At 64.8% G+C, this 19,336-nt stretch carries 13 protein-coding genes and 1 tRNA gene; 5 read left to right on the forward strand and 9 right to left on the reverse strand.

Annotated elements, in window-relative coordinates; genetic code table 11:
• The first annotated feature begins 134 nt into the window (after positions 1–134).
• Both HCZ97_RS15565 and fghA read left to right on the forward strand, forming a co-directional pair.
• Positions 135–1,244, forward strand: coding sequence for an S-(hydroxymethyl)glutathione dehydrogenase/class III alcohol dehydrogenase (locus HCZ97_RS15565; protein WP_167689768.1), 1,110 nt, complete (start codon positions 135–137; stop codon positions 1,242–1,244).
• Complete coding sequence (gene fghA, locus HCZ97_RS15570) at positions 1,244–2,083, forward strand: S-formylglutathione hydrolase (protein WP_167689770.1); 840 nt, start codon at positions 1,244–1,246, stop codon at positions 2,081–2,083. The genes HCZ97_RS15565 and fghA overlap by 1 nt, the downstream gene beginning before the upstream one ends.
• A 381-nt stretch (positions 2,084–2,464) precedes the next feature.
• Here the strand turns inward: fghA and purU are convergent, their stop codons facing one another.
• The 4 genes from purU to HCZ97_RS15590 all read right to left on the reverse strand — a co-directional run bounded on the left by purU (position 2,465) and on the right by HCZ97_RS15590 (position 6,255).
• Positions 2,465–3,349, reverse strand: a complete 885-nt coding sequence (gene purU, locus HCZ97_RS15575; protein ID WP_167689772.1) for a formyltetrahydrofolate deformylase — start codon at positions 3,347–3,349, stop codon at positions 2,465–2,467.
• Positions 3,350–3,385: 36 nt separating this feature from the next.
• Complete coding sequence (gene folD / locus HCZ97_RS15580; protein ID WP_167689774.1) at positions 3,386–4,288, reverse strand: bifunctional methylenetetrahydrofolate dehydrogenase/methenyltetrahydrofolate cyclohydrolase FolD; 903 nt, start codon at positions 4,286–4,288, stop codon at positions 3,386–3,388.
• Positions 4,289–4,556: 268 nt separating this feature from the next.
• Complete coding sequence (locus HCZ97_RS15585) at positions 4,557–5,708, reverse strand: CaiB/BaiF CoA-transferase family protein (protein ID WP_167689776.1); 1,152 nt, start codon at positions 5,706–5,708, stop codon at positions 4,557–4,559.
• A 241-nt stretch (positions 5,709–5,949) separates the two neighbouring features.
• Positions 5,950–6,255 (reverse strand): antibiotic biosynthesis monooxygenase, encoded by a 306-nt coding sequence (locus HCZ97_RS15590; protein WP_167689778.1) that lies wholly within the window; start codon positions 6,253–6,255, stop codon positions 5,950–5,952.
• Between the two features lie 426 nt (positions 6,256–6,681).
• Here HCZ97_RS15590 and lhgO point away from each other — a divergent pair, with 426 nt between their 5' ends.
• On the forward strand, positions 6,682–7,878 hold the full coding sequence (gene lhgO, locus HCZ97_RS15595) for an L-2-hydroxyglutarate oxidase (protein ID WP_167689780.1): 1,197 nt from the start codon (positions 6,682–6,684) through the stop codon (positions 7,876–7,878).
• Between the two features lie 183 nt (positions 7,879–8,061).
• Here the strand turns inward: lhgO and gltB are convergent, their stop codons facing one another.
• Positions 8,062–12,600 (reverse strand): glutamate synthase large subunit, encoded by a 4,539-nt coding sequence (gltB, locus tag HCZ97_RS15600; RefSeq protein WP_167689782.1) that lies wholly within the window; start codon positions 12,598–12,600, stop codon positions 8,062–8,064.
• Positions 12,601–12,902: 302 nt separating this feature from the next.
• Positions 12,903–14,375: an NAD(P)-dependent oxidoreductase gene (locus tag HCZ97_RS15605; protein WP_167689783.1), complete on the reverse strand. Its 1,473-nt coding sequence runs from the start codon at positions 14,373–14,375 to the stop codon at positions 12,903–12,905.
• A gap of 218 nt (positions 14,376–14,593) precedes the next feature.
• On the opposite strand from HCZ97_RS15605, the gene HCZ97_RS15610 reads away from it, so the two are divergent.
• Positions 14,594–15,424 carry an undecaprenyl-diphosphate phosphatase gene (locus tag HCZ97_RS15610; RefSeq protein WP_167689785.1) on the forward strand — a complete coding sequence of 277 codons (831 nt, stop codon included), beginning with the start codon at positions 14,594–14,596 and terminating at the stop codon, positions 15,422–15,424.
• Between the two features lie 77 nt (positions 15,425–15,501).
• Here the strand turns inward: HCZ97_RS15610 and HCZ97_RS15615 are convergent, their stop codons facing one another.
• Positions 15,502–16,485, reverse strand: coding sequence for a complex I NDUFA9 subunit family protein (locus tag HCZ97_RS15615; protein WP_167689787.1), 984 nt, complete (start codon positions 16,483–16,485; stop codon positions 15,502–15,504).
• Positions 16,486–16,641: 156 nt separating this feature from the next.
• Between HCZ97_RS15615 and HCZ97_RS15620 the strand changes: the two genes are divergently transcribed.
• Positions 16,642–16,727: transfer RNA gene (locus HCZ97_RS15620), tRNA-Leu, on the forward strand.
• A gap of 247 nt (positions 16,728–16,974) precedes the next feature.
• On the opposite strand, the gene HCZ97_RS15625 is transcribed toward HCZ97_RS15620, so the two are convergent.
• Together HCZ97_RS15625 and HCZ97_RS15630 are read right to left on the reverse strand one after the other, a co-directional pair.
• Complete coding sequence (locus HCZ97_RS15625) at positions 16,975–17,448, reverse strand: acyl-CoA thioesterase (protein WP_167689789.1); 474 nt, start codon at positions 17,446–17,448, stop codon at positions 16,975–16,977.
• 332 nt (positions 17,449–17,780) lie between these two features.
• Entirely contained in the window at positions 17,781–19,154 is a 1,374-nt protein-coding gene (locus HCZ97_RS15630; RefSeq protein WP_167689790.1) for an aspartate aminotransferase family protein, read from the reverse strand.
• Between the last annotated feature and the right edge of the window lie 182 nt (positions 19,155–19,336).

Raw genomic sequence — 19,336 nt, forward strand, 5'->3', positions numbered from 1 at the left:
TGGCCGCCCCCGGCCCACCGGCACCGCGGATCAAGAAATCCGGTCGCCGGCATCGAAAAATCCGTCGCCTCCACGTCTTCCCAAGGGCTTGTCTCTGTGTTTGAAAGAGAAAAGCTTCAGGGAGATTATTGAATATGAAAACCCGCGCCGCCGTCGCCTTCGAGGCGAAGAAACCTCTCGAGATCGTCGAACTTGACCTGGAAGGCCCCAAGGAAGGCGAAGTCCTGGTAGAGATCATGGCAACCGGCATCTGCCACACGGATGCCTACACGCTGGATGGCTTCGACAGCGAAGGGATCTTCCCCTCTGTCCTGGGCCACGAAGGTGCCGGCATCGTCCGCGCCGTCGGCCCCGGCGTGACCAGCGTCAAGCAGGACGATCACGTCATCCCGCTCTACACGCCCGAATGCCGCCAGTGCAAAAGCTGCCTCTCCGGCAAGACCAACCTCTGCACCGCGATCCGCGCCACGCAGGGCAAGGGCCTGATGCCCGACGGCACCTCGCGCTTCTCCTACAAGGGTGAGACGATCTATCACTACATGGGCTGCTCGACCTTCTCGAACTTCACCGTTCTGCCGGAAATCGCCGTGGCGAAGATCCGCGAAGACGCGCCCTTCAACACCTCCTGCTACATCGGCTGCGGTGTCACCACCGGCGTCGGCGCCGTGACCAACACGGCCAAGGTCGAACCGGGCGCCAATGTCGTGGTCTTCGGCCTGGGCGGCATCGGCCTGAACGTGCTTCAGGCGGCCCGCATGGTCGGCGCGGACAAGATCATCGGCGTGGACATCAACGACAGCAAGGAAGAATGGGGCCGCAAGTTCGGCATGACCGACTTCGTCAACCCCACCAAGATCGACGGCGATATCGTCTCTGAGCTGGTCAAGCTGACCGATGGCGGCGCGGATTACACCTTCGACTGCACCGGCAACACCACCGTGATGCGCCAGGCGCTGGAAGCCTGCCACCGCGGCTGGGGCGTTTCCACCGTGATCGGCGTGGCCGAAGCGGGCAAGGAAATCTCCACCCGTCCGTTCCAGCTGGTGACGGGCCGCGTCTGGCAGGGCTCCGCCTTCGGGGGCGCCAAGGGGCGCACCGATGTGCCCAAGATCGTCGACTGGTACATGAACGGCAAGATCGAGATCGACTCCATGATCACCCACCAGCTGACGCTGGAAGAGATCAACAAGGGCTTCGACCTGATGCACGCTGGCGAAAGCATCCGCTCCGTGGTGGTCTACTGATGGAAACCGTCAGCACCAACCGCGCCCATGGCGGCACGCAGGGTGTCTACAAACACGCCTCCTCGGCCACGGGGACAGAGATGACCTTCTCTGTCTTCGTGCCCGACCACACGGCGGGGGAAACCCTGCCGGTGGTCTGGTACCTCTCGGGGCTGACCTGCACCCATGCCAACGTGACCGAAAAGGGCGAATTCCGCGAGGCCTGCGCGCGGCACCGCGTGATCTTCGTCGCGCCCGATACCTCGCCCCGTGGCGAAGGCGTGCCAGACGATGCAGAGGGCGCCTATGACTTCGGCCTTGGCGCCGGCTTCTACGTCGATGCGACCGAAGCGCCCTATGCCGCCAACTACAGGATGCAAAGCTACATCGAGTCGGAACTGCCCGCCCTCATCGGCGACCAGTTCCCGGCCGACATGTCGCGGCAATCGATCATGGGCCATTCCATGGGCGGCCACGGCGCGCTGACCATCGCGCTGCGCAACCCGGACCAGTTCAAGGCGGTCTCGGCCTTCGCGCCGATCGTCTCTCCGCTGAACTGCCCCTGGGGGGAAAAGGCGCTCTCGGGCTACATCGGGACCGACAAGGCCGCCTGGCGCGCCTATGACGCCTGCGCCCTGATCCAGGACGGCGCCCGCCTGCCCGACATCCTGGTGGACCAGGGCACGGCGGACAATTTCCTGGAAGGCCAGCTGAAGCCGGAGCTTCTGGTGGAAACCTGCAAGGCGGCAGAGCAGCCGCTCACCCTGCGCATGCAGGAAGGCTACGACCACAGCTACTACTTCATCTCGACCTTCATGTCAGACCACCTGGACTGGCACGCCGAACGCCTGAAGGCCTGAGCCAAGAAACAGCCGCGCCCCCCATCGAGAGGGGCGCGGCTGTCGTCGTCTGCGCCTCCCGGACGAATGGCGCGGGCCGCCCTCACGGGATGGCGGGCGGGGCGAGGCTCCGCAGGAGCGAGCGCCGGACCCATCGCTGCAGCGATGCACATAACGAAATCCTACCCCAGCGCGCGCTGCGCACCGACGTGATACCGACGTCATACCGACGCGATACAGACGCCGCACAGACACCGCAAAAGCCCCGCAATCCCCTGTGCATGAATGCACGAACGGCCCCGCAAAGGGGGCCGCTCGCATCGCTTGAATCTGATGAAGACCGTCGCGGGATCCGGGGCCCCAGGCCTCGCCCTGCCCCTTCCCGAAAGCGCGCCCGAAGCGTCAGCCCATCCGCTCGCTGGCATAGCTGCCGGGGCTGGCGGGGAAGACCACCGTCTTGTTTCCATTCAGGAAAACCCGGTGATGGATATGGGCATGAATGGCCCGCGCGAGCACCTGGCTCTCCACGTCCCGCCCCAGCGACACGTAATCGGACGGGCTCTGCGCATGGGTCACCCGCACCGTGTCCTGCTCGATGATCGGCCCCTCATCCAGGTCCGCCGTCACGTAATGCGACGTCGCCCCGATCAGCTTCACCCCCCGCTCATAGGCCTGCTTATACGGATTCGCCCCCTTGAAGCTCGGCAAGAAGGAATGGTGAATATTGATGATCCGCCCCGACATCTTCTGGCACATCTCGTCGCTCAGGATCTGCATGTAGCGCGCCAGCACGATCAGCTCCGCCCCGGTGTCGCGCACCACGTCCATGATCGCGCTTTCCGCCTGCGGCTTGTTCTCTTTCGTCACCTTGATGCAGTGGAAGGGAATGTCATGATTTACCACGGTTTTCTGGTAATCCATGTGGTTGGAGATCACCGCCACGATGTCGATCGGCAGCGCCCCGATCCGCCAGCGATACAGCAGGTCGTTCAGGCAATGGCCAAAGCGCGACACCATCAGGATGACCTTCATCCGGTGATCGGGATCATGGATATCCCAGATCATCCCGAACTCCTCCGCCACGGCGGCAAACCCCTCGCGCAGGCTGTCCAGCTTGGCGCCGGTCTCGCTGACGAAGGTGATCCGGGCAAAGAACATCTCCGTCTCGGTATCGTCGTATTGCGCCAGGTCCCGGATATTGCAGCCCGCCTCGGCAAGGAAACCCGAGATCCGGGCCACGATGCCCCGCCGCGTTTGGCAGGTGACGGTGAGAGTGAAGTCGCTCATGCAGGTCGTCCTTGATAAGAAGGGGCGGATGAAAGGTCAGGCCGTCAGGCCCTCGGGTTCGGCAAGCCCGTTGGCGCGGCAACAGGCGGTCAGCGTATTGGCCAGCAGGCAGGCGATGGTCATCGGCCCCACGCCGCCCGGCACCGGGGTGATGGCACCGGCAACCTCGCGGGCGCTGTCGAAATCCACGTCGCCCACAAGGCGCGTCTTGCCCTCGCCCTTTTCCGGGGCGGGAATGCGGTTGATGCCCACGTCGATCACCGTCGCGCCGGGCTTGACCCAATCGCCGGGGATCATCTGCGGCCGGCCCACGGCCGCCACCAGGATATCGGCACGCCGGCAGACCTCGGCCAGGTCCTGCGTGCGGCTATGCGCGATGGTCACCGTGCAGCTGTCGCCCAGCAGAAGCTGCGCCATCGGCTTGCCCACGATGTTGGAGCGCCCCACCACCACGGCATTCTTGCCGCTCAGGCTGCCCAGGTGGTCGCGCAGCATCATCAGGCACCCCAGCGGCGTGCAGGGCACCATGGCCTTCTGCCCCGTGCCCAGCAGCCCGACGTTCAGCACGTGGAAGCCGTCCACGTCCTTGGCCGGATCGATGGCCGCCAGCACCTTGGATTCATCCACGTGATCGGGCAGCGGCAGCTGCACCAGGATCCCATGCACCGCCGGATCGCCGTTCAGCTTTTCCACCAGCGCCAGAAGATCGGCCTCCGGGGTGGTATCGGCCAGCTTGTGCTCGAAAGAGGCCATGCCGGCCTCGATCGTCTGCTTGCCCTTGTTGCGCACGTAGACCTGGCTGGCCGGGTCCTCGCCCACCAGCACCACTGCAAGGCCGGGGGTGATCCCGTGATCCCGCTTCAACGCCGCCACACCCTTGGCGACCTCGTCACGGACACGGGCGGCGAAAGCTTTTCCATCGATCAATGTTGCAGTCATCTTGTCCTCGGCTCTCCATCCAACAGGCCGCCCTCGCGTACCGGAAAATCCTCCGAAGCGACAGGGGCGCGCATCGCCGGTGACGACCTCTTTGCGTCCAAGACCGGCGCGCGGCCGGCCAGAGGGCGCGCTTGGGCACGAAAATTTCCGAAAGGGAACGCGGCGGGGCAGGCCCCGGCCCCGCTCTGATCAGCATGCGGGCGCAAGCGCATGGGGGCCAGGCCCCCGGGGAGTCGCCCGCAAAGCCCCGCCTCAGGACGAACCCGGCTCAGCTGTCGTCGGAAAAACCCCAGTGCCCCGCGCCAAGCGCCGGACCCGCCTTGTCCAGCGCCAGGGGCGAGCGCGAGAACTGGATCGGCGTGCGCACCCCGGCAATCCCTTCGGGCGCGATCTGCATGCCCCGCGCCAGGACCTGGGGATCGGACAGCGCCTCTGCCACGGTGTTGATCGGGCCACCCGGCACACCGGCACGCTCAAGCCCCGCGATCAGCTCCGCCTTGGTCAGCTGCGCGGTCTTCTCCGCGATCATCGGGCACAGCACATCCCGGTTGGCCACCCGCGCGGGGTTGGTGGCGTAGGCGGGATCCTCCGGCAGGTCCACCAGTCCCAGAAGGCCGCACAGCCCGGCGAACTGGCGGTCATTGCCGCAGGCCACGATCAGGTGGCCGTCGCTGGCCGGAAAGACCTGGTAGGGCACGATATTGGGATGGGCATTGCCCAGGCGCGTCGGGTTGCCCCCGCCCAGCAGGAAGTTCATCGCCTGGTTGGCCAGCACCCCCACGCCACTGTCCAGCAAGGACAGGTCCACGTGCTGCCCCCTGCCGGAGCGCGCCCGCTCCGCCAGCGCCGCCTGCACGCCGATGACCCCGTAAAGCCCGGTGAAGATGTCGATCCAGGCCACGCCGATCTTCTGCGGCTCGCCCTCCGGATCGCCGGTCAGATCCATGATGCCACTCATCCCCTGGATCAGGAAATCGTAGCCTGGCTGCGCGGCGCGCGGCCCCGCCTGGCCGAAGCCGGTGATGCTGGCATAGACCAGCCGCGGATTGACCTCGGCCAGGCTCTCGTAATCCAGCCCGAACTTCTTCAGCCCGCCCAGCTTGAAATTCTCGATCACCACGTCGGCCTCGGCGATCAGCGCCTTGACCTTCGCCAGGTCCTCCGCATCCCCGAAATCGCAGATGACAGAGCTCTTGCCCCGGTTCGCCGCGTGGAAATAGGCCGCCACCGTCTCCGTGCCGCCCTTGCCGTCGGGCCGGGTGATGAAGGGCGGGCCCCACTTGCGGGTATCGTCCCCCGCCGGGCTCTCCACCTTGATGACCTCGGCCCCCAGGTCCGCCAGAACCTGGCCCAGCCAGGGCCCGGCCAGGATCCGTGCCAGTTCGACCACCTTCAAACCCTTCAGCGGAGCCTCTGCCATCGTCCTGCCTTTCTTCTTGCCCGAAAACTCCGGGGTGAATGGAGCCTCCGGCTCCAGAGGGGCAGCGCCCCTCCTACCCGTTATCCTCATACCTACAGGGCCGATCCGGGGATTTATAACAAGAAATCATCATCGCTTCATGCGCGCTGCGCATCACCCGGGCCAAAACCCCGCCCAGAACGCGAACGCCGCCCCCGAATGCAGGGGCGGCGCATGAGCAGCATCAGCGCATGAGGGGCGCTCAGCCCCCGAAGCCCTCCACCACGGCCTCGGAATGGTCGACGCTGGGCGTCTCGGCAAAGAAGGGGCCGGCCAGCGCGCGCCAGTCCTGGAACCCCTGGCTTTCGCGGAAGGTCACCGTATGGGCCTCCAGCGTTTCCCAGAGCACGATCAGCCGGTACATGCCCGGGGTTTCGATCACCTTTTCCAGCCGCATCGCCTTGCAGCCCTCTGCCGCCTGGAAGATCGGGACGGCCTTTTCCACCGCCGCCAGGAAATCGGCCTCCTTGGCGGGGTCGATGGTCAGTTGCGCAACTTCTCGGATCATGTGTCAGCCTTCGCAAGAATTCAGGTCCGGACCGAAGCCGCAGGAGGGGCGGAATTGCCTGCCGGCCCCGCCCTTCCGCTCCTGTCCGCAGGCGATATGCTGGCATGAACCGGCGGCCGCCGCCACCGGGCGGGGGGCGGAAAATCGGAAGTTTTCGCGCTCATTCGCAGGAAGGTGAAGACAGGCGCTACCCTTCCGGGAAAACGCCCTATATCAAGCCCTAACCAAAGGGGTTTCCCGACCCCGCGGTTTCTCAATCGGCGCCGTCTCCCATTCCCGGGGGCGGCGCTTTTGCTTGGGCGGCCCCGCCCACCCAAACACCCCCGAAACACCTCTTGTCTCCCGGCGTCCAAGGCGTGATCCTGTGCCCTTAGGCATTGCTCACCCAAGGGCCATGGGCCCCAGACCCAGGGGATTCGACCCGTCATGATCCACGATTACTGCGTCATCGGCGGCGGCATCGTCGGCCTGGCCACCGCCCGCGCCCTGCTGCAACGCCAGCCCGGCGCCAGCCTTGTCCTGCTGGAAAAGGAAGAGGACCTGGGCCGCCACCAGACCGGGCATAATTCCGGCGTGATCCATTCCGGCATCTACTACGCCCCCGGCTCCTTCAAGGCGAAGCTCTGCCGCGAAGGCTGCGTGCGCACCAAGGAATTCTGCCAGCAGCACGGCATTCCCTACGAGGAACGCGGCAAGATGATCGTCGCCACCCGCCCGGACGAGATCCCCCGCCTCGACGCGCTGCATGGCCGCGCCGGCGAAAACGGCATCACGGCAGAGCTCATCCCCGGCGAAGAGGTCATGCGCCGCGAACCCAACATCACCGCGCTCAAGGGCATCTACGTGCCCGAGGCCGCCATCGTCAGCTACACCCGGATCCTTGAGGCCCTGGCACAGGAGCTGACCGACCAGGGGGCAGAGATCCGTTATGCCACCGCGCCGGACAGCATCCGCGAAAGCGGCGAGCATGTCACGATCAGCACCACCACCGGCACCACGGTGCAGGCCCGCCGGCTGGTGGCCTGCGCCGGGCTGCAATCGGACCGGGTGGCGAAGATGGCGGGGATCGACCTCGACCTGCGGATCGTGCCCTTCCGCGGCGAATACTACCGCCTGGCGCCGGCCCGCAACGGGGTGGTCAACGCCATGATCTACCCGGTGCCTGAACCCGGGCTGCCCTTCCTGGGCACCCACCTGACGCCGATGATCGACGGCTCCGTCACCGTGGGGCCAAATGCCATGCTGGGCCTGGCGCGCGAAGGCTACCCGAAGTTCTCGCTCAACCTGCGCGACACGCTGGAGATGGCCGCCTTCCCCGGCTTCTGGAAATCCATCTTCCAGTTCATCAGGCCCGGACTGAACGAGCTGGGCAATTCCCTGTTCAAGTCCCGCTATCTTGAGGAATGCCGCCGCTACTGCCCGGAGCTGACGCTGGCGGACCTGACCCCGATGACCTGCGGCATCCGCGCCCAGGCGGTGATGGCCGATGGCACCATGCAGCAGGATTTCGTCTTCCGCACGACGCCGCGCATGGTCCATGTCTGCAACGCCCCCTCGCCGGCGGCCACCTCTGCCCTGCCGATCGGGGATCTGGTGGCGGACAAGGTGCTGTCCCCCGCCTGACGCGAGCGGACGGGCGGGCGCCCCATTTAGGGCCCCCCGCCCGTTGTCGGCTGGCGCCTCCCGGACCAGCGGCGCGCTTTGCCCTGCCAAGCCCCCCCCGATCAGACACCCATGGACCGGAACGCGAAAGGGCCCCCGCAGGGACCCTTCCAATTACTTTCGTCAGACTGTCAGCCGGGCAGGTTACTCCGCCGGAACCGCCTGGTCCTCTTCCATGATGGGGTGGGACAGGTTCGGCAGCATTTCCTTCGGGCAGACCTGGACGAAGTTGCCCAGCTCCATGTCCCAATGCTGCAGGATATCGGCGGCCTTCCGGCTTCCGGTCTCCTCCGCGTGGCGCTCGATCAGCATCTGCAGGTGGCTCACCCAATGGGGCACCGTGACCGGGCAGGTCACCAGCGTTTCCATGTTCATCATGTCCGCCGTCAGCCCCTCCGGATCATAGAGGTAGGCCATGCCGCCGGTCATCCCCGCGCCGAAGTTCGGCCCGATGCTGCCCAGGATCACCGCAACGCCGCCGGTCATGTATTCACACCCGTTGGAGCCGCAGCCCTCAATCACCACCTTCGCGCCCGAGTTGCGGACCGCGAAGCGCTCGCCCGCGCGGCCGGCGGCAAACAGGTAGCCATCCGTCGCGCCGTAAAGCACCGTGTTGCCGATGATCGTGTTCTCGCTCGCCACCAGGGGCGATGCCATGGCCGGACGCACGACGACCGTGCCCCCGGACAGGCCCTTGCCGACATAATCGTTCGCCTCGCCCGAAACCTCGATCTTCAGGCCCGGGGCCGCGAAGGCGCCCAGCGACTGGCCCGCGCTGCCGGTCAGCTTGACCGTCAGGTGATCGGGTTGCAGCGCGTTGCGCATGCCGAAGGCCTGCACGATGTGGCTGGAAGTGCGCGTGCCCACCGAGCGATGCGTGTTCTGCACCGCGTAGGACAGCTGCATCTTCTCGCCGTCCTTCAGGAAGCGGGCCGCGTCGCGCACGATCTCCACGTCCAGGGTGTCGGGCACCGGGTTGCGCGGCTTCAGGCGATCGTAATGGATGTCCTTGGCGCCATCCACGGTGATCAGCAGCGGGTTGAGGTCCAGGTCATCCAGGTGCTCTGCGCCACGGGACACCTGGTGCAGCAGATCGGCACGGCCGATCACGTCATCCAGGCTGCGCGCCCCGATGGAGGCCAGGATTTCCCGGACTTCCTGCGCATAGAAGGTGATCAGGTTCACGACCTTGTCCGCCGTGCCGGTGAACTTGGCCCGCAGGCGCTCGTCCTGGGTACAGACACCGACCGGGCAGGTGTTGGACTGGCACTGACGCACCATGATGCAGCCCATGGCGATCAGGGCGGCGGTGCCGATGCCGTATTCCTCGGCGCCCATCATGGCGGCCATGACGATGTCACGCCCCGTGCGCAAACCGCCATCGGTCCGCAGGGTGATCCGCTCGCGCAGCTTGTTCATCGCCAGGACCTGGTGGGCCTCTGTCAGGCCCATTTCCCAGGGCAGACCCGCGAACTTGATCGAAGTCGCGGGCGATGCCCCCGTGCCGCCGTTGTGGCCGGAGATCAGGATGACGTCGGCCTTGGCCTTGGCCACACCCGCCGCAATCGTGCCCACGCCGGAGCTGGAGACCAGCTTCACCGTCACCTTCACGGTCGGGTTGATCTGCTTCAGGTCATAGATCAGCTGCGCCAGATCCTCGATGGAGTAGATATCGTGGTGCGGCGGCGGGCTGATCAGCGTCACGCCCTTGGTCGAATGGCGCAGCCGGGCAATCAGGTCCGTGACCTTCATCCCCGGCAACTGTCCGCCCTCGCCGGGCTTGGCGCCCTGGGCGACCTTGATCTCAAGCTCTTCGCACTGGTTCAGGTACTCGGCGGTGACACCGAAGCGGCCCGAAGCGACCTGCTTGATCTTGGCGCTTGGGTTGTCGCCGTTCGGCTCAGGCACGAAGTGCGCCGGATCCTCGCCGCCCTCGCCGCTGTCGGACTTGGCGCCGATGCGGTTCATGGCGACGTTCAGCAGCTTGTGCGCCTCGGGCGACAGGGCCCCCAGCGACATGCCCGGCGTCACGAAACGCTTGCGGATGGAGGTGATGCTTTCCACCTCGTCGATGTTGATCGCCTTGCCCATCGGCTTGATCGCCAGCAGGTCACGCAGGTGGATCGGCGGGTTCGCCTGCATCCGCGCGCTGAACTGCTTCCAGATCTCGAAGGAGCCCCGGTCACAGGCCGCCTGCAGCATGTGCATGGTCTGCGCTTCCCAGGCGTGGGTCTCGCCGCTCTTGCGCGCTTTGTAGAAGCCGCCGATCGGCATCACGTCCTGGCCCTTCAGCCAGCCAAGCGCGTGGACGCCCTCGACCTTCTTCTGGATGCCGTGGACACCGATCCCGGAAATCCGGCTCAGCATGCCGGGGAAATACTCCGCGCACATGGCGCGGCTCAGCCCCACGGCCTCGAAGTTCAGACCACCGCGATAGGAAGAGATCACGGAGATCCCCATCTTCGCCATGATCTTCAGCAGACCCTGGTCGATCGCCTCGCGGTAGCGCTTCATGTTGTCGGTCAGGCTGCCGTCCAGCAGCCCGCGCTTGATGCGGTCCGCCAGCGTGTCTTCCGCGAGGTAAGCGTTCACGATCGTCGCGCCAGAGGAAATCAGCACCGCGAAGTAATGCGGATCAATGCATTCCGCCGACCGCACCCCGATGGAGCAGAAGGTCCGCAGACCCTTCGCCGTCAGCCAGGAGTGCACGGCAGAGGTCGCCAGGATCATCGGCATGCCGACCTTCTCCGGGCCCTGATGCTGATCGGTCAGCACGATGTGCCCCCCGCCCGAGCGCACGGCATCCTCGGCCTCGGCCTGGATGCGATCCAGCGCTTCCTGCAGCGCGTGATCACCGCCACCCACCGGGAAGGTACAATCGATCTCGATCATCTCGGCGTTGAAATGCGTCTTCAGCTCTTCGAACTGGGCATTGCCCACGAAGGGGCTGTCCAGCACCAGGATCTCCGTCTGGGCGCTGCTTTCATCCAGCACGTTCTTCAGGTTGCCGAACCGGGTCTTCAGGCTCATCACGCGGAATTCGCGCAGGGAGTCGATCGGCGGGTTGGTCACCTGGCTGAAGTTCTGACGGAAGAAGTGGCTCAGCGGGCGGTACTTGTTGGACAGCACGGCAGAGGGCGTGTCATCCCCCATGGAGGCCAGGGCCTCCTTGCCGTCCTCGGCCATGGGCGCCAGCATGTTCTCGATCTCCTCGATCGAGAAACCAGCCGCGATCTGCCGCTTGCGCAGCTCGCCGCCTTCGAACAGGGCCTTTTCCTCGACCCCTTCCAGGCTTTCGTCCAGCTCGTTGATCTTGCCGACCCATTCGCCGAAGGGCTGACCGGCGGCCAGCTTATCCTTGATCTCGGTGTCGTGGTAGAGCTTGCCTTCCTGGGTATCCACGGCCAGCAGCTGGCCCGGGCCAAGCGCGCCCTTTTCGCGCACGGTGCCTTCGTCCGTCGGCACCATGCCCGCTTCGGAGCCCGCGATCAGCAGGTTGTCACCGGTCACCACGTAGCGCATCGGGCGCAGCCCGTTGCGGTCCGTGCCGGCGCAGACCCAGCGGCCATCGGTCATCGCCAGGGCGGCGGGGCCGTCCCAGGGTTCCATCACGCCGTTGCAGTAGGAATACATGTCACGCCAGGCCTGCGGCAGCTCGACCGCCTGCTTGGACCAGGATTCCGGCACCAGCATGGTCTTGGCCATGGGCGCGGAACGGCCCGCGCGCACCAGCACCTCGAACACGGCATCCAGCGCGGCGGAATCCGAGGACCCGCCGGGAATGATCGGCTTGATGTCTTCAGCCAGGTCGCCAAAGGTGCCGCTCGCCATGCGGATCTCATGGCTTTTCATCCAGTTGATGTTGCCCTTCAGCGTGTTGATCTCGCCGTTATGAGCCAACATGCGGAACGGCTGGGCCAGCCACCACTGCGGGAAGGTATTGGTGGAATAGCGCTGGTGATAGAGCGCAAAGGTGCTCTCGAAGCGCTCGTCCATCAGGTCGGGGTAGAAGACCGCGACCTGTTCGGCCAGCATCATGCCCTTGTAGATGATCGACCGGCAGGACAGCGAGGCGATGTAAAGCCCGCCGACGTTCTTGGCCAGCGCCGCCTTCTCGATCCGGCGACGGATCACGTAGAGCTCGCGCTCAAAGGTTTCCTCGTCCACGCCCTTGGAGTTGGAGATGATGATCTGCTCGATCTCCGGACGGGTCGCATTGGCCTTTTCGCCAAGGCATTCGATATCCACCGGCACGTGGCGCCAGCCGTAGATGTAATAGCCCATGCGCAGGACTTCGGATTCCACGATGGTCCGGCAGGTTTCCTGGGCCCCGAAATCGGTGCGCGGCAGGAAGACCTGGCCCACGGCCATCAGCTGGTCTTCGCGCGGTTCGTGGCCGGTGCGGCGCACCTGGTCATAGAAGAAGGGCAGCGGGATCTGCACGTGGATGCCGGCGCCGTCGCCGGTCTTGCCATCGGCGTCCACCGCGCCGCGGTGCCAGATCGCCTTCAGCGCGGTGATCCCGGCTTCGACAACCTTGCGGCTGGGTTTTCCGTCGATGGAAACCACAAGCCCCACGCCACAGGACGAATGTTCATGCTCCTCGCGGAACATGCCGTTCTCTTCCATGAACTTGCGCTTGGCTTCCTCGGCTGCGGCCCAGCTTGCATCGATCTTGGTCATGTCAGGTCTCCCTTGCCGAAGCGGCGGGCTGTCCGGCAGCCCCGCCCCCTGAGTGTTGAAGTGATCCGGCATTTGCCCATGGGGCGCGGCGCAGGACCGCCTGTCTAGGATGAAGTCTTGCGACTTCGTGAATTCTTGCCTGTGGACAGGACAGGGTGGCTGTCCTTTCCAAATTCTCACCGTTCGCTGCGCACCGACGTGATACCGACGTCAAACCGACATGATACAGACGGGGCACCGATCCGGTTTCGCACCCAGTGCCGGGGGCCCTTTCGGGGGCCGCTCCGGCGGGGGCCGGGGCCTTATTCGGCGGCGATTGCCGCGCCGCTTGCCAGGTCGTCCAGGATCGCGGCGGCACAGTCGCGCCCGTCGCGGATCGCCCAGACCACAAGGGAGGCACCGCGCACGATATCCCCCACCGCGTAGACGCCCGGCAGGCTGGTCTTGCCGCTGCCGAATTCCGCCCGCACGGTGCCCCAGCGGGTCACTTCCAGGCCGTCTTCGCCCCAGAGCTTGGGCAGGTCTTCGGGTTCAAAGCCCAAGGCCTTGATCACCAGGTCCGCGTCCTCGTGGTAGTCGCTGCCCTCGATCACCTCGGGGCTTTGACGGCCCGTGGCATCCGGCGCGCCCAGGCGCATCTTCTGCACCAGCGTCGTCTTGACCACGCCGGCACCGGCCCCGGCCGCGCCGGGTTCGATCACGCCGGAGGTGAAGCCGACCGGAGCGGACAGCCAGACGAATTCCACGCCTTCCTCTTCCGCGTTGGCGACCTCACGCTGGGAACCGGGCATGTTGGCACGGTCCCGGCGATAAAGGCATTTCACGCTTTCCGCGCCCTGGCGGATCGCCGTGCGCACGCAATCCATTGCGGTATCGCCGCCGCCGATCACGACAACCTTCTTGCCCTCGGCGTTCAGCTCGCCGCTGTCGAACTCGGGCACGGTGTCGCCGAAGTTCGATGCCCGGTTGGAGGCCGTCAGGTAATCGATGGCCCGGACGATCCCTTTGGAATCGCTGCCTTCTCCGCGCAGGTCGCGGGTCTTGTAGACGCCGGTGGCGATGATGATGGCGGTGTGCTTTTCGCGGATCTCCGCGAAAGACGTGTCCTCGCCGACATTGCAGTTCTGTACGAATTTGACGCCACCGTCCTCAAGCTGCTTGATGCGGCGCATGACCACGTCTTTCTCCAGCTTGAAGCCGGGGATGCCGTAGGTCAGCAGCCCGCCTGCGCGGTCGTAACGGTCATAGACGGTGACCTGAAGGCCGGCGCGGCGCAGCACGTCTGCGGCGGCCAGGCCACCGGGGCCCGCGCCGATGATTCCCACGCTTTCCTCGCGCTCAACCTCCGGGTTGGCCGGCTTGACCCAGCCCTTCTCCCAGGCGGTATCGGTGATGTATTTTTCGACAGCACCGATGGTCACTGTTCCGTGACCGGATTGCTCGATCACGCAGTTGCCTTCACACAGGCGGTCCTGGGGGCAGATGCGACCGCAGATCTCGGGAAAAGTGTTGGTAGCCTGGGAAATTGCATAGGCTTCTTCCAACCGGTGAGTCGCGGTCAGGTTGAGCCAGTCGGGGATATTGTTGTGCAGCGGGCAGTGGCTTTGGCAGTAGGGCACACCACATTGCGAGCAGCGGCTGGCTTGCTCTTCGGCCTTCGCAGCGGCAAACTCTGCGTAAATCTCATCGAAATCGTGGGCGCGTACTTTCGCATCACGTTTCTCGGGCATATCCCGGTCAACGGTCACGAATTTCAGCATCGGTTGCTTCGCCACGGCCTAGCTCCTTTACGCATAACGTCTCGCGAGGTTTTATGACATCGTGAAGGATAATAAAAGTCATAAATGCTGACCTATATTAAAGCTTTTTCCTTCTACCCCACCCCTGATACCGCTCGGGAGCCCGAATTTATGTAACAAAGCGGACCTATTGTTATAATTTCCAAGCTTTTTCAACAAACTAGAATCTGCACGCGCAAGGAATACCATTCATAATGCCTTTGCTTCATCTTCTGCTGCTCGCGGTCATCCAGGGCATCACAGAGTTTCTGCCCGTCTCTTCCTCAGGCCACCTGATTCTCTTGCCCGGCCTCACCGGCATGGCCGACCAGGGCCAGGTGCTGGATGTCGCCGTTCACGTCGGCACGCTCGGGGCCGTCGTGCTCTACTTCTGGGCTGATGTCCGCGAGGCGATCCAGGGCCTGCCCCGGCTGCTCTCGGGCAAGGCCGACACCCCCGGCTCCCGCCTGGCGATGCTGCTGATCATCGCCACCATCCCCGGCATCCTCTTCGGCCTCTTCCTGGCGCTCACCGGCATCGACGACATGCTGCGCTCCGTCGCGGTGATCGGCTGGACCATGCTGGGCTTCGGCATTCTGCTCTATATTGCGGACCGGCGCGGCGACAGCGGCAAGATGCCAGAGGAATGGACCCTGGTGGAATCGATCAAGTTCGGCCTCTGGCAGGCCATCGCCCTGATCCCCGGCACCTCGCGCTCGGGCATCTGCATCACCGGCGCGCTCTTCGCCGGATATGAGCGCAAGGCCGCGGCCAAGATCTCCATGCTGATGTCGATTCCGATGATCATCGCCTCCGCCGCCTACCTGTCAGGAGAGGTCATCGCCACGGCGGATATCCAGGCCGCCAAGGATGGCGCCATCGCGGCGGTCTTCGCCTTTCTCTCGGCCCTGCTGGCGCTGTCGCTGATGATGAAACTGCTGAATTCGGTCAGCTACACGCCCTATGTCATCTACCGGGTCGTGCTGGGCCTCTTCCTGCTGTGGTTCGCCTACGTGCACGGCGCGGAAATGCCCGCCCACGCCTGACCCCAGGCAACCACCTGCAAGACAACAAAAAACCCGGCGAAATTCGCCGGGTTTTTCATGTTCCGGACAGAGCCGGATCAGATCTTGAGGTTGCGGGCCGAATCCTTGATCGCCGCATATTGCCCCGACGGCCGGTGCGGCCAAAGGTAATCGGGCATCACGGTTTCCGCCGAGACGGGCTCGATCCCCAGTTCCTCGAAACCCGGCAGTTCGCCGCTGACCACGTTGTCCACCTTGAGCTGGCGCACCTGGTCGCGGGTCAGAACGTTGTTGGTGAAGAGCCCCAGGGAAATCGCGGAAAGCACATCCAGGACAGAGCCCAGGATCGCCCCCAGGAAGAAGGGATTGTTCACGACGATCCGGCGTCGATGGATCACCTCCAGCATGTCTTTCACGAATTCCGTCAGCGTGCCCTCGTGCGGCCCGCCCAGTTCGTAAATCGCGCCGGGCGCCTCCCCAGTGACGCCCTTGGCGGCCGCCGCGGCAACGTCATCCACGAAGACTGGCTGGAACAGCGTCTTGCCCCCGAAAAGCGGCAGGATCGGACCCAGCTTGCTGAGGCCCGCGAACCTGTTGAAGAAGCCATCCTCTGCCCCGAAGATCACGGAGGGGCGCAGGATCATCGCGCCCGGCATGCTGTCCAGCACGGCCTCTTCCCCGGCAGCCTTGGACTGGGCGTATTTGCTGGGGCCCTCTGCATCCGCGCCAAGCGCAGAGATATGGACCATCCGCTCAACCGCTTCCTCAGAGGCGATCCGGGCGATGCGTCCCGCACCCTCCACGTGGATCGCATCGAAGCTGTTCTTGCCGCCGACATCGAAGGTGCCGACGCAATTCACCACGGCATCGGCGCCATGGGTGACACCCCGCACCGAATCGTCATCGCGGATATTGCAGAAGACCGGCTCGACCTGGCCGACAGTGCCATAGGTCCGCAGGAACCCGGCCTCGTTGGGGCGCCGGCATGCGACGCGCACGCGCCATCCCTCATGCGCGAGGCGCTGGACAATGTAGCGGCCGACGAATCCCGATCCGCCGAACACGGTGACGAGCTTGGACATAAAGCACCTCCGGCTGGTCTAATCATCCTGTTCCTAGCCCTGTCGCAGGGTCGCGGCAAGCGCTCAGGCCGTTTTCTCTACGGCAGTTTCAGAAAATCCGTCGAATCGCCGTTGACAGTGTTTTCCTACGGCCATATACGCCCCTCCACGACACCTGCCCAGGTGGCGGAATGGTAGACGCGCTAGCTTCAGGTGCTAGTACTCGCAAGGGTGTGGAGGTTCGAGTCCTCTCCTGGGCACCACGGTAAACCCCCGAAAATTATAGCTTAATAATTTCGGGGGTTTTCCTGTCCTCTGGACCTTGCCCCACCACATCCCACAGAACAGCGCGCCGGCGAGCACCCCATCCGTGATGGATCTGCCGAAGGATCCCGCCTGATCCGGCAGCACGCTTGGCCCGATGTTTTCCGTACCAAACCTGCGCTTCAGCGCGCGCACAGGCGGACCGCGCCGGCTCCCCGACCGAATCCGCCTGCCGCGAAAAAGGACTCAGCCCTTGGCCGCCTCCTGCATCCGGGTCTGGAACTCGCGCCGCAGATCGCGCCGGATCTCTGCCGCACGGAACCGCCGCTGCGCCTCCTCGCCCTCGACCTCCACCGGGGGCACCCCGGTCGGCTTGCCGTTGTCATCAACGGCCACCATCGTGAAATAGCAGGAATTCGTATGCCGCGAGAGGCCGGAGCGAATCTCCTGCGCCTCCACCCGGATCCCGATCTCCATCGAGGTGCGCCCGGTGTGGTTCACCGTGGCGCGGAAAGTCACCAGCTCTCCCACGTTGATCGGCTCCTTGAAGGTCACCTGGTCGACCGAAAGCGTCACCGCATAGCGTTGCGAATACCGCGAGGCACAGGAGAAGGCGACGCGGTCGAGCAGGTTCAGCAGCGCACCCCCATGCACCTTGCCACTGAAGTTCGCCATGTCGGGCGTCATCAGAACGGTCATCTCCAGGGTCTTGTCGGGCATCGGGGTTCTCCGGAACAGAAGGTTTCCGGTCAGCCTAGATGGACCGTCAGCCACCGCAATATCCGCCGTCGCATTTCCGCGACGCCCCGGGTCAATCGCTGCGCGGCTGCATCAGGGCGGGCAGCGGGGGCCAGCCCCCGTCCCCTGCGGGGACTCCCCCGAAGTATTTTTGGCCAGATGAAGACAGGATCCCTCTTCATCTGGCCGAAAGTACTTTGGGGGGAGCCTGCGGAAGTCCTTCCGCAGGCGGGGGGCAAAGCCCCCCTGGTACATTTGCAAAAGGCGCGACTCCGCGGGGAGTCGCGCCCTGGCCGTGGGTGCGTTTGCATGGCTCAGCCGAAGACTTCGGTCAGCGCGGCATCGATGGCGGCGGCGATCTCATCGATCTGCTCAGCGGTGACAATCAGCGCGGGCGAAAGGCAGAGCGTGTTGTTCAGCCCCGGCAGCGAGCGGTTGGTCACGCCGATCATCACGCCGTTGGCCGCGCAATGAGCGACGACCGCCTGGGCCTGCTTTTCGTCGACCGGCGCTTTCGTGGCGCGGTCCGCGACCAGTTCGGCGCCGCAGAACAGGCCCGCGCCCCGGACGTCGCCGACGACCTGGTGTTTCGCCTTCAGCTCCTCGAGGCGCTCCATCAGGCGCGCGCCCATGACCTTGGTGTTCTCCAGCAGGTCTTCGTCTTCGATGATGCGCATGTTCTCGAGCGCGGCGGCCGGCCCGGCGGTACAGCCGCCGAAGGTGGAGATGTCGCGGAAGTAGTTCATCGGATCGGATGCATCGTCCTTGAACATGTCGAAGACCTCTTCCGTGGTCACGAGGCAGGCAATCGCCGCGTAGCCGGAGGCGACGCCCTTGGCCATGGTCACCATGTCCGGCTTGATGTCGTAGTTCTGGTAGCCGAACCAGGTCCCCGTACGCCCGAGCCCGCAGACGACCTCGTCGATGTGCAGCAGGATGTCGTACTTCTTGCAGATCTCCTGCACGCGCTCCCAGTAGCCCTCGGGCGGGGTGATGACGCCGCCGCCAGCGGTCACGGGCTCAAGGCAGAGCGCGCCGACGGTTTCGGGGCCCTCGCGCAGGATGACCTCTTCGATGGCATCAGCGGCGCGGCGACCGTATTCGGCGCCCGTGACATCCCATTGCGCGCGGTATTCAAGGCAGTGGGGCACTTCGACGAAACCGGGGGCGAATGGGCCGTATTGCGCATTGCGCTCGGGCTGGCCGCCGGCGGAGAGGCAGCCGATGGTCGTGCCGTGGTAATCGCGCTCGCGGAACAGGATCTTGTGCTTCTCGCCGCCGTATTTCTTGTGCGCGATCTGGCGCACCATCTTGAAGGCCTTCTCGTTCGCCTCTGACCCCGAGTTGGTGTAGTAGACGCGGCTCAGCCCCGGCATCTTCTCGATCAGCTTCTCGGCGAAGATCGCACCTGGCACGGTGCCGGCCGCACCGGCGAAGTAGTTCAGCTTCACCAGCTGGTCGCGCACCGCATCCGCGATGCTTTCGCGGCCATAGCCCACGTTGACCGTCCAGACCGCGCCGGACACCGCGTCGAGGTAGCGTTTGCCGGTGGCATCCCAGACATGGATCCCCTTGCCCTCGACGATCACGCGGGGATCGGAGGCCTCGAACGCCTTGTGTTGCACGAGATGGTGCCAGACGTGGCGCTTGTCTGCGGCGACGACGTCGCTCAAATCGTTATCGTACATGGGGACCTCACCTTCTTATCCATCTTCGCACATATCCGAGTCGCTGTCGCCCAGACAGTACCAGCCTTGGCTTTTGAATAGATCCAGACGGCGCCCTTCCGCCGCTTCAGGTTGTGCGCTCTGGCTCTATCGAAGGCGCGGGTCTGGCCCTGTCACCGACCGGCCCTGCCAGCCTATTTTCC

The sequence above is a fragment of the Pseudooceanicola sp. HF7 genome (assembly GCF_011806405.1).
Lineage (GTDB): Bacteria > Pseudomonadota > Alphaproteobacteria > Rhodobacterales > Rhodobacteraceae > Pseudooceanicola.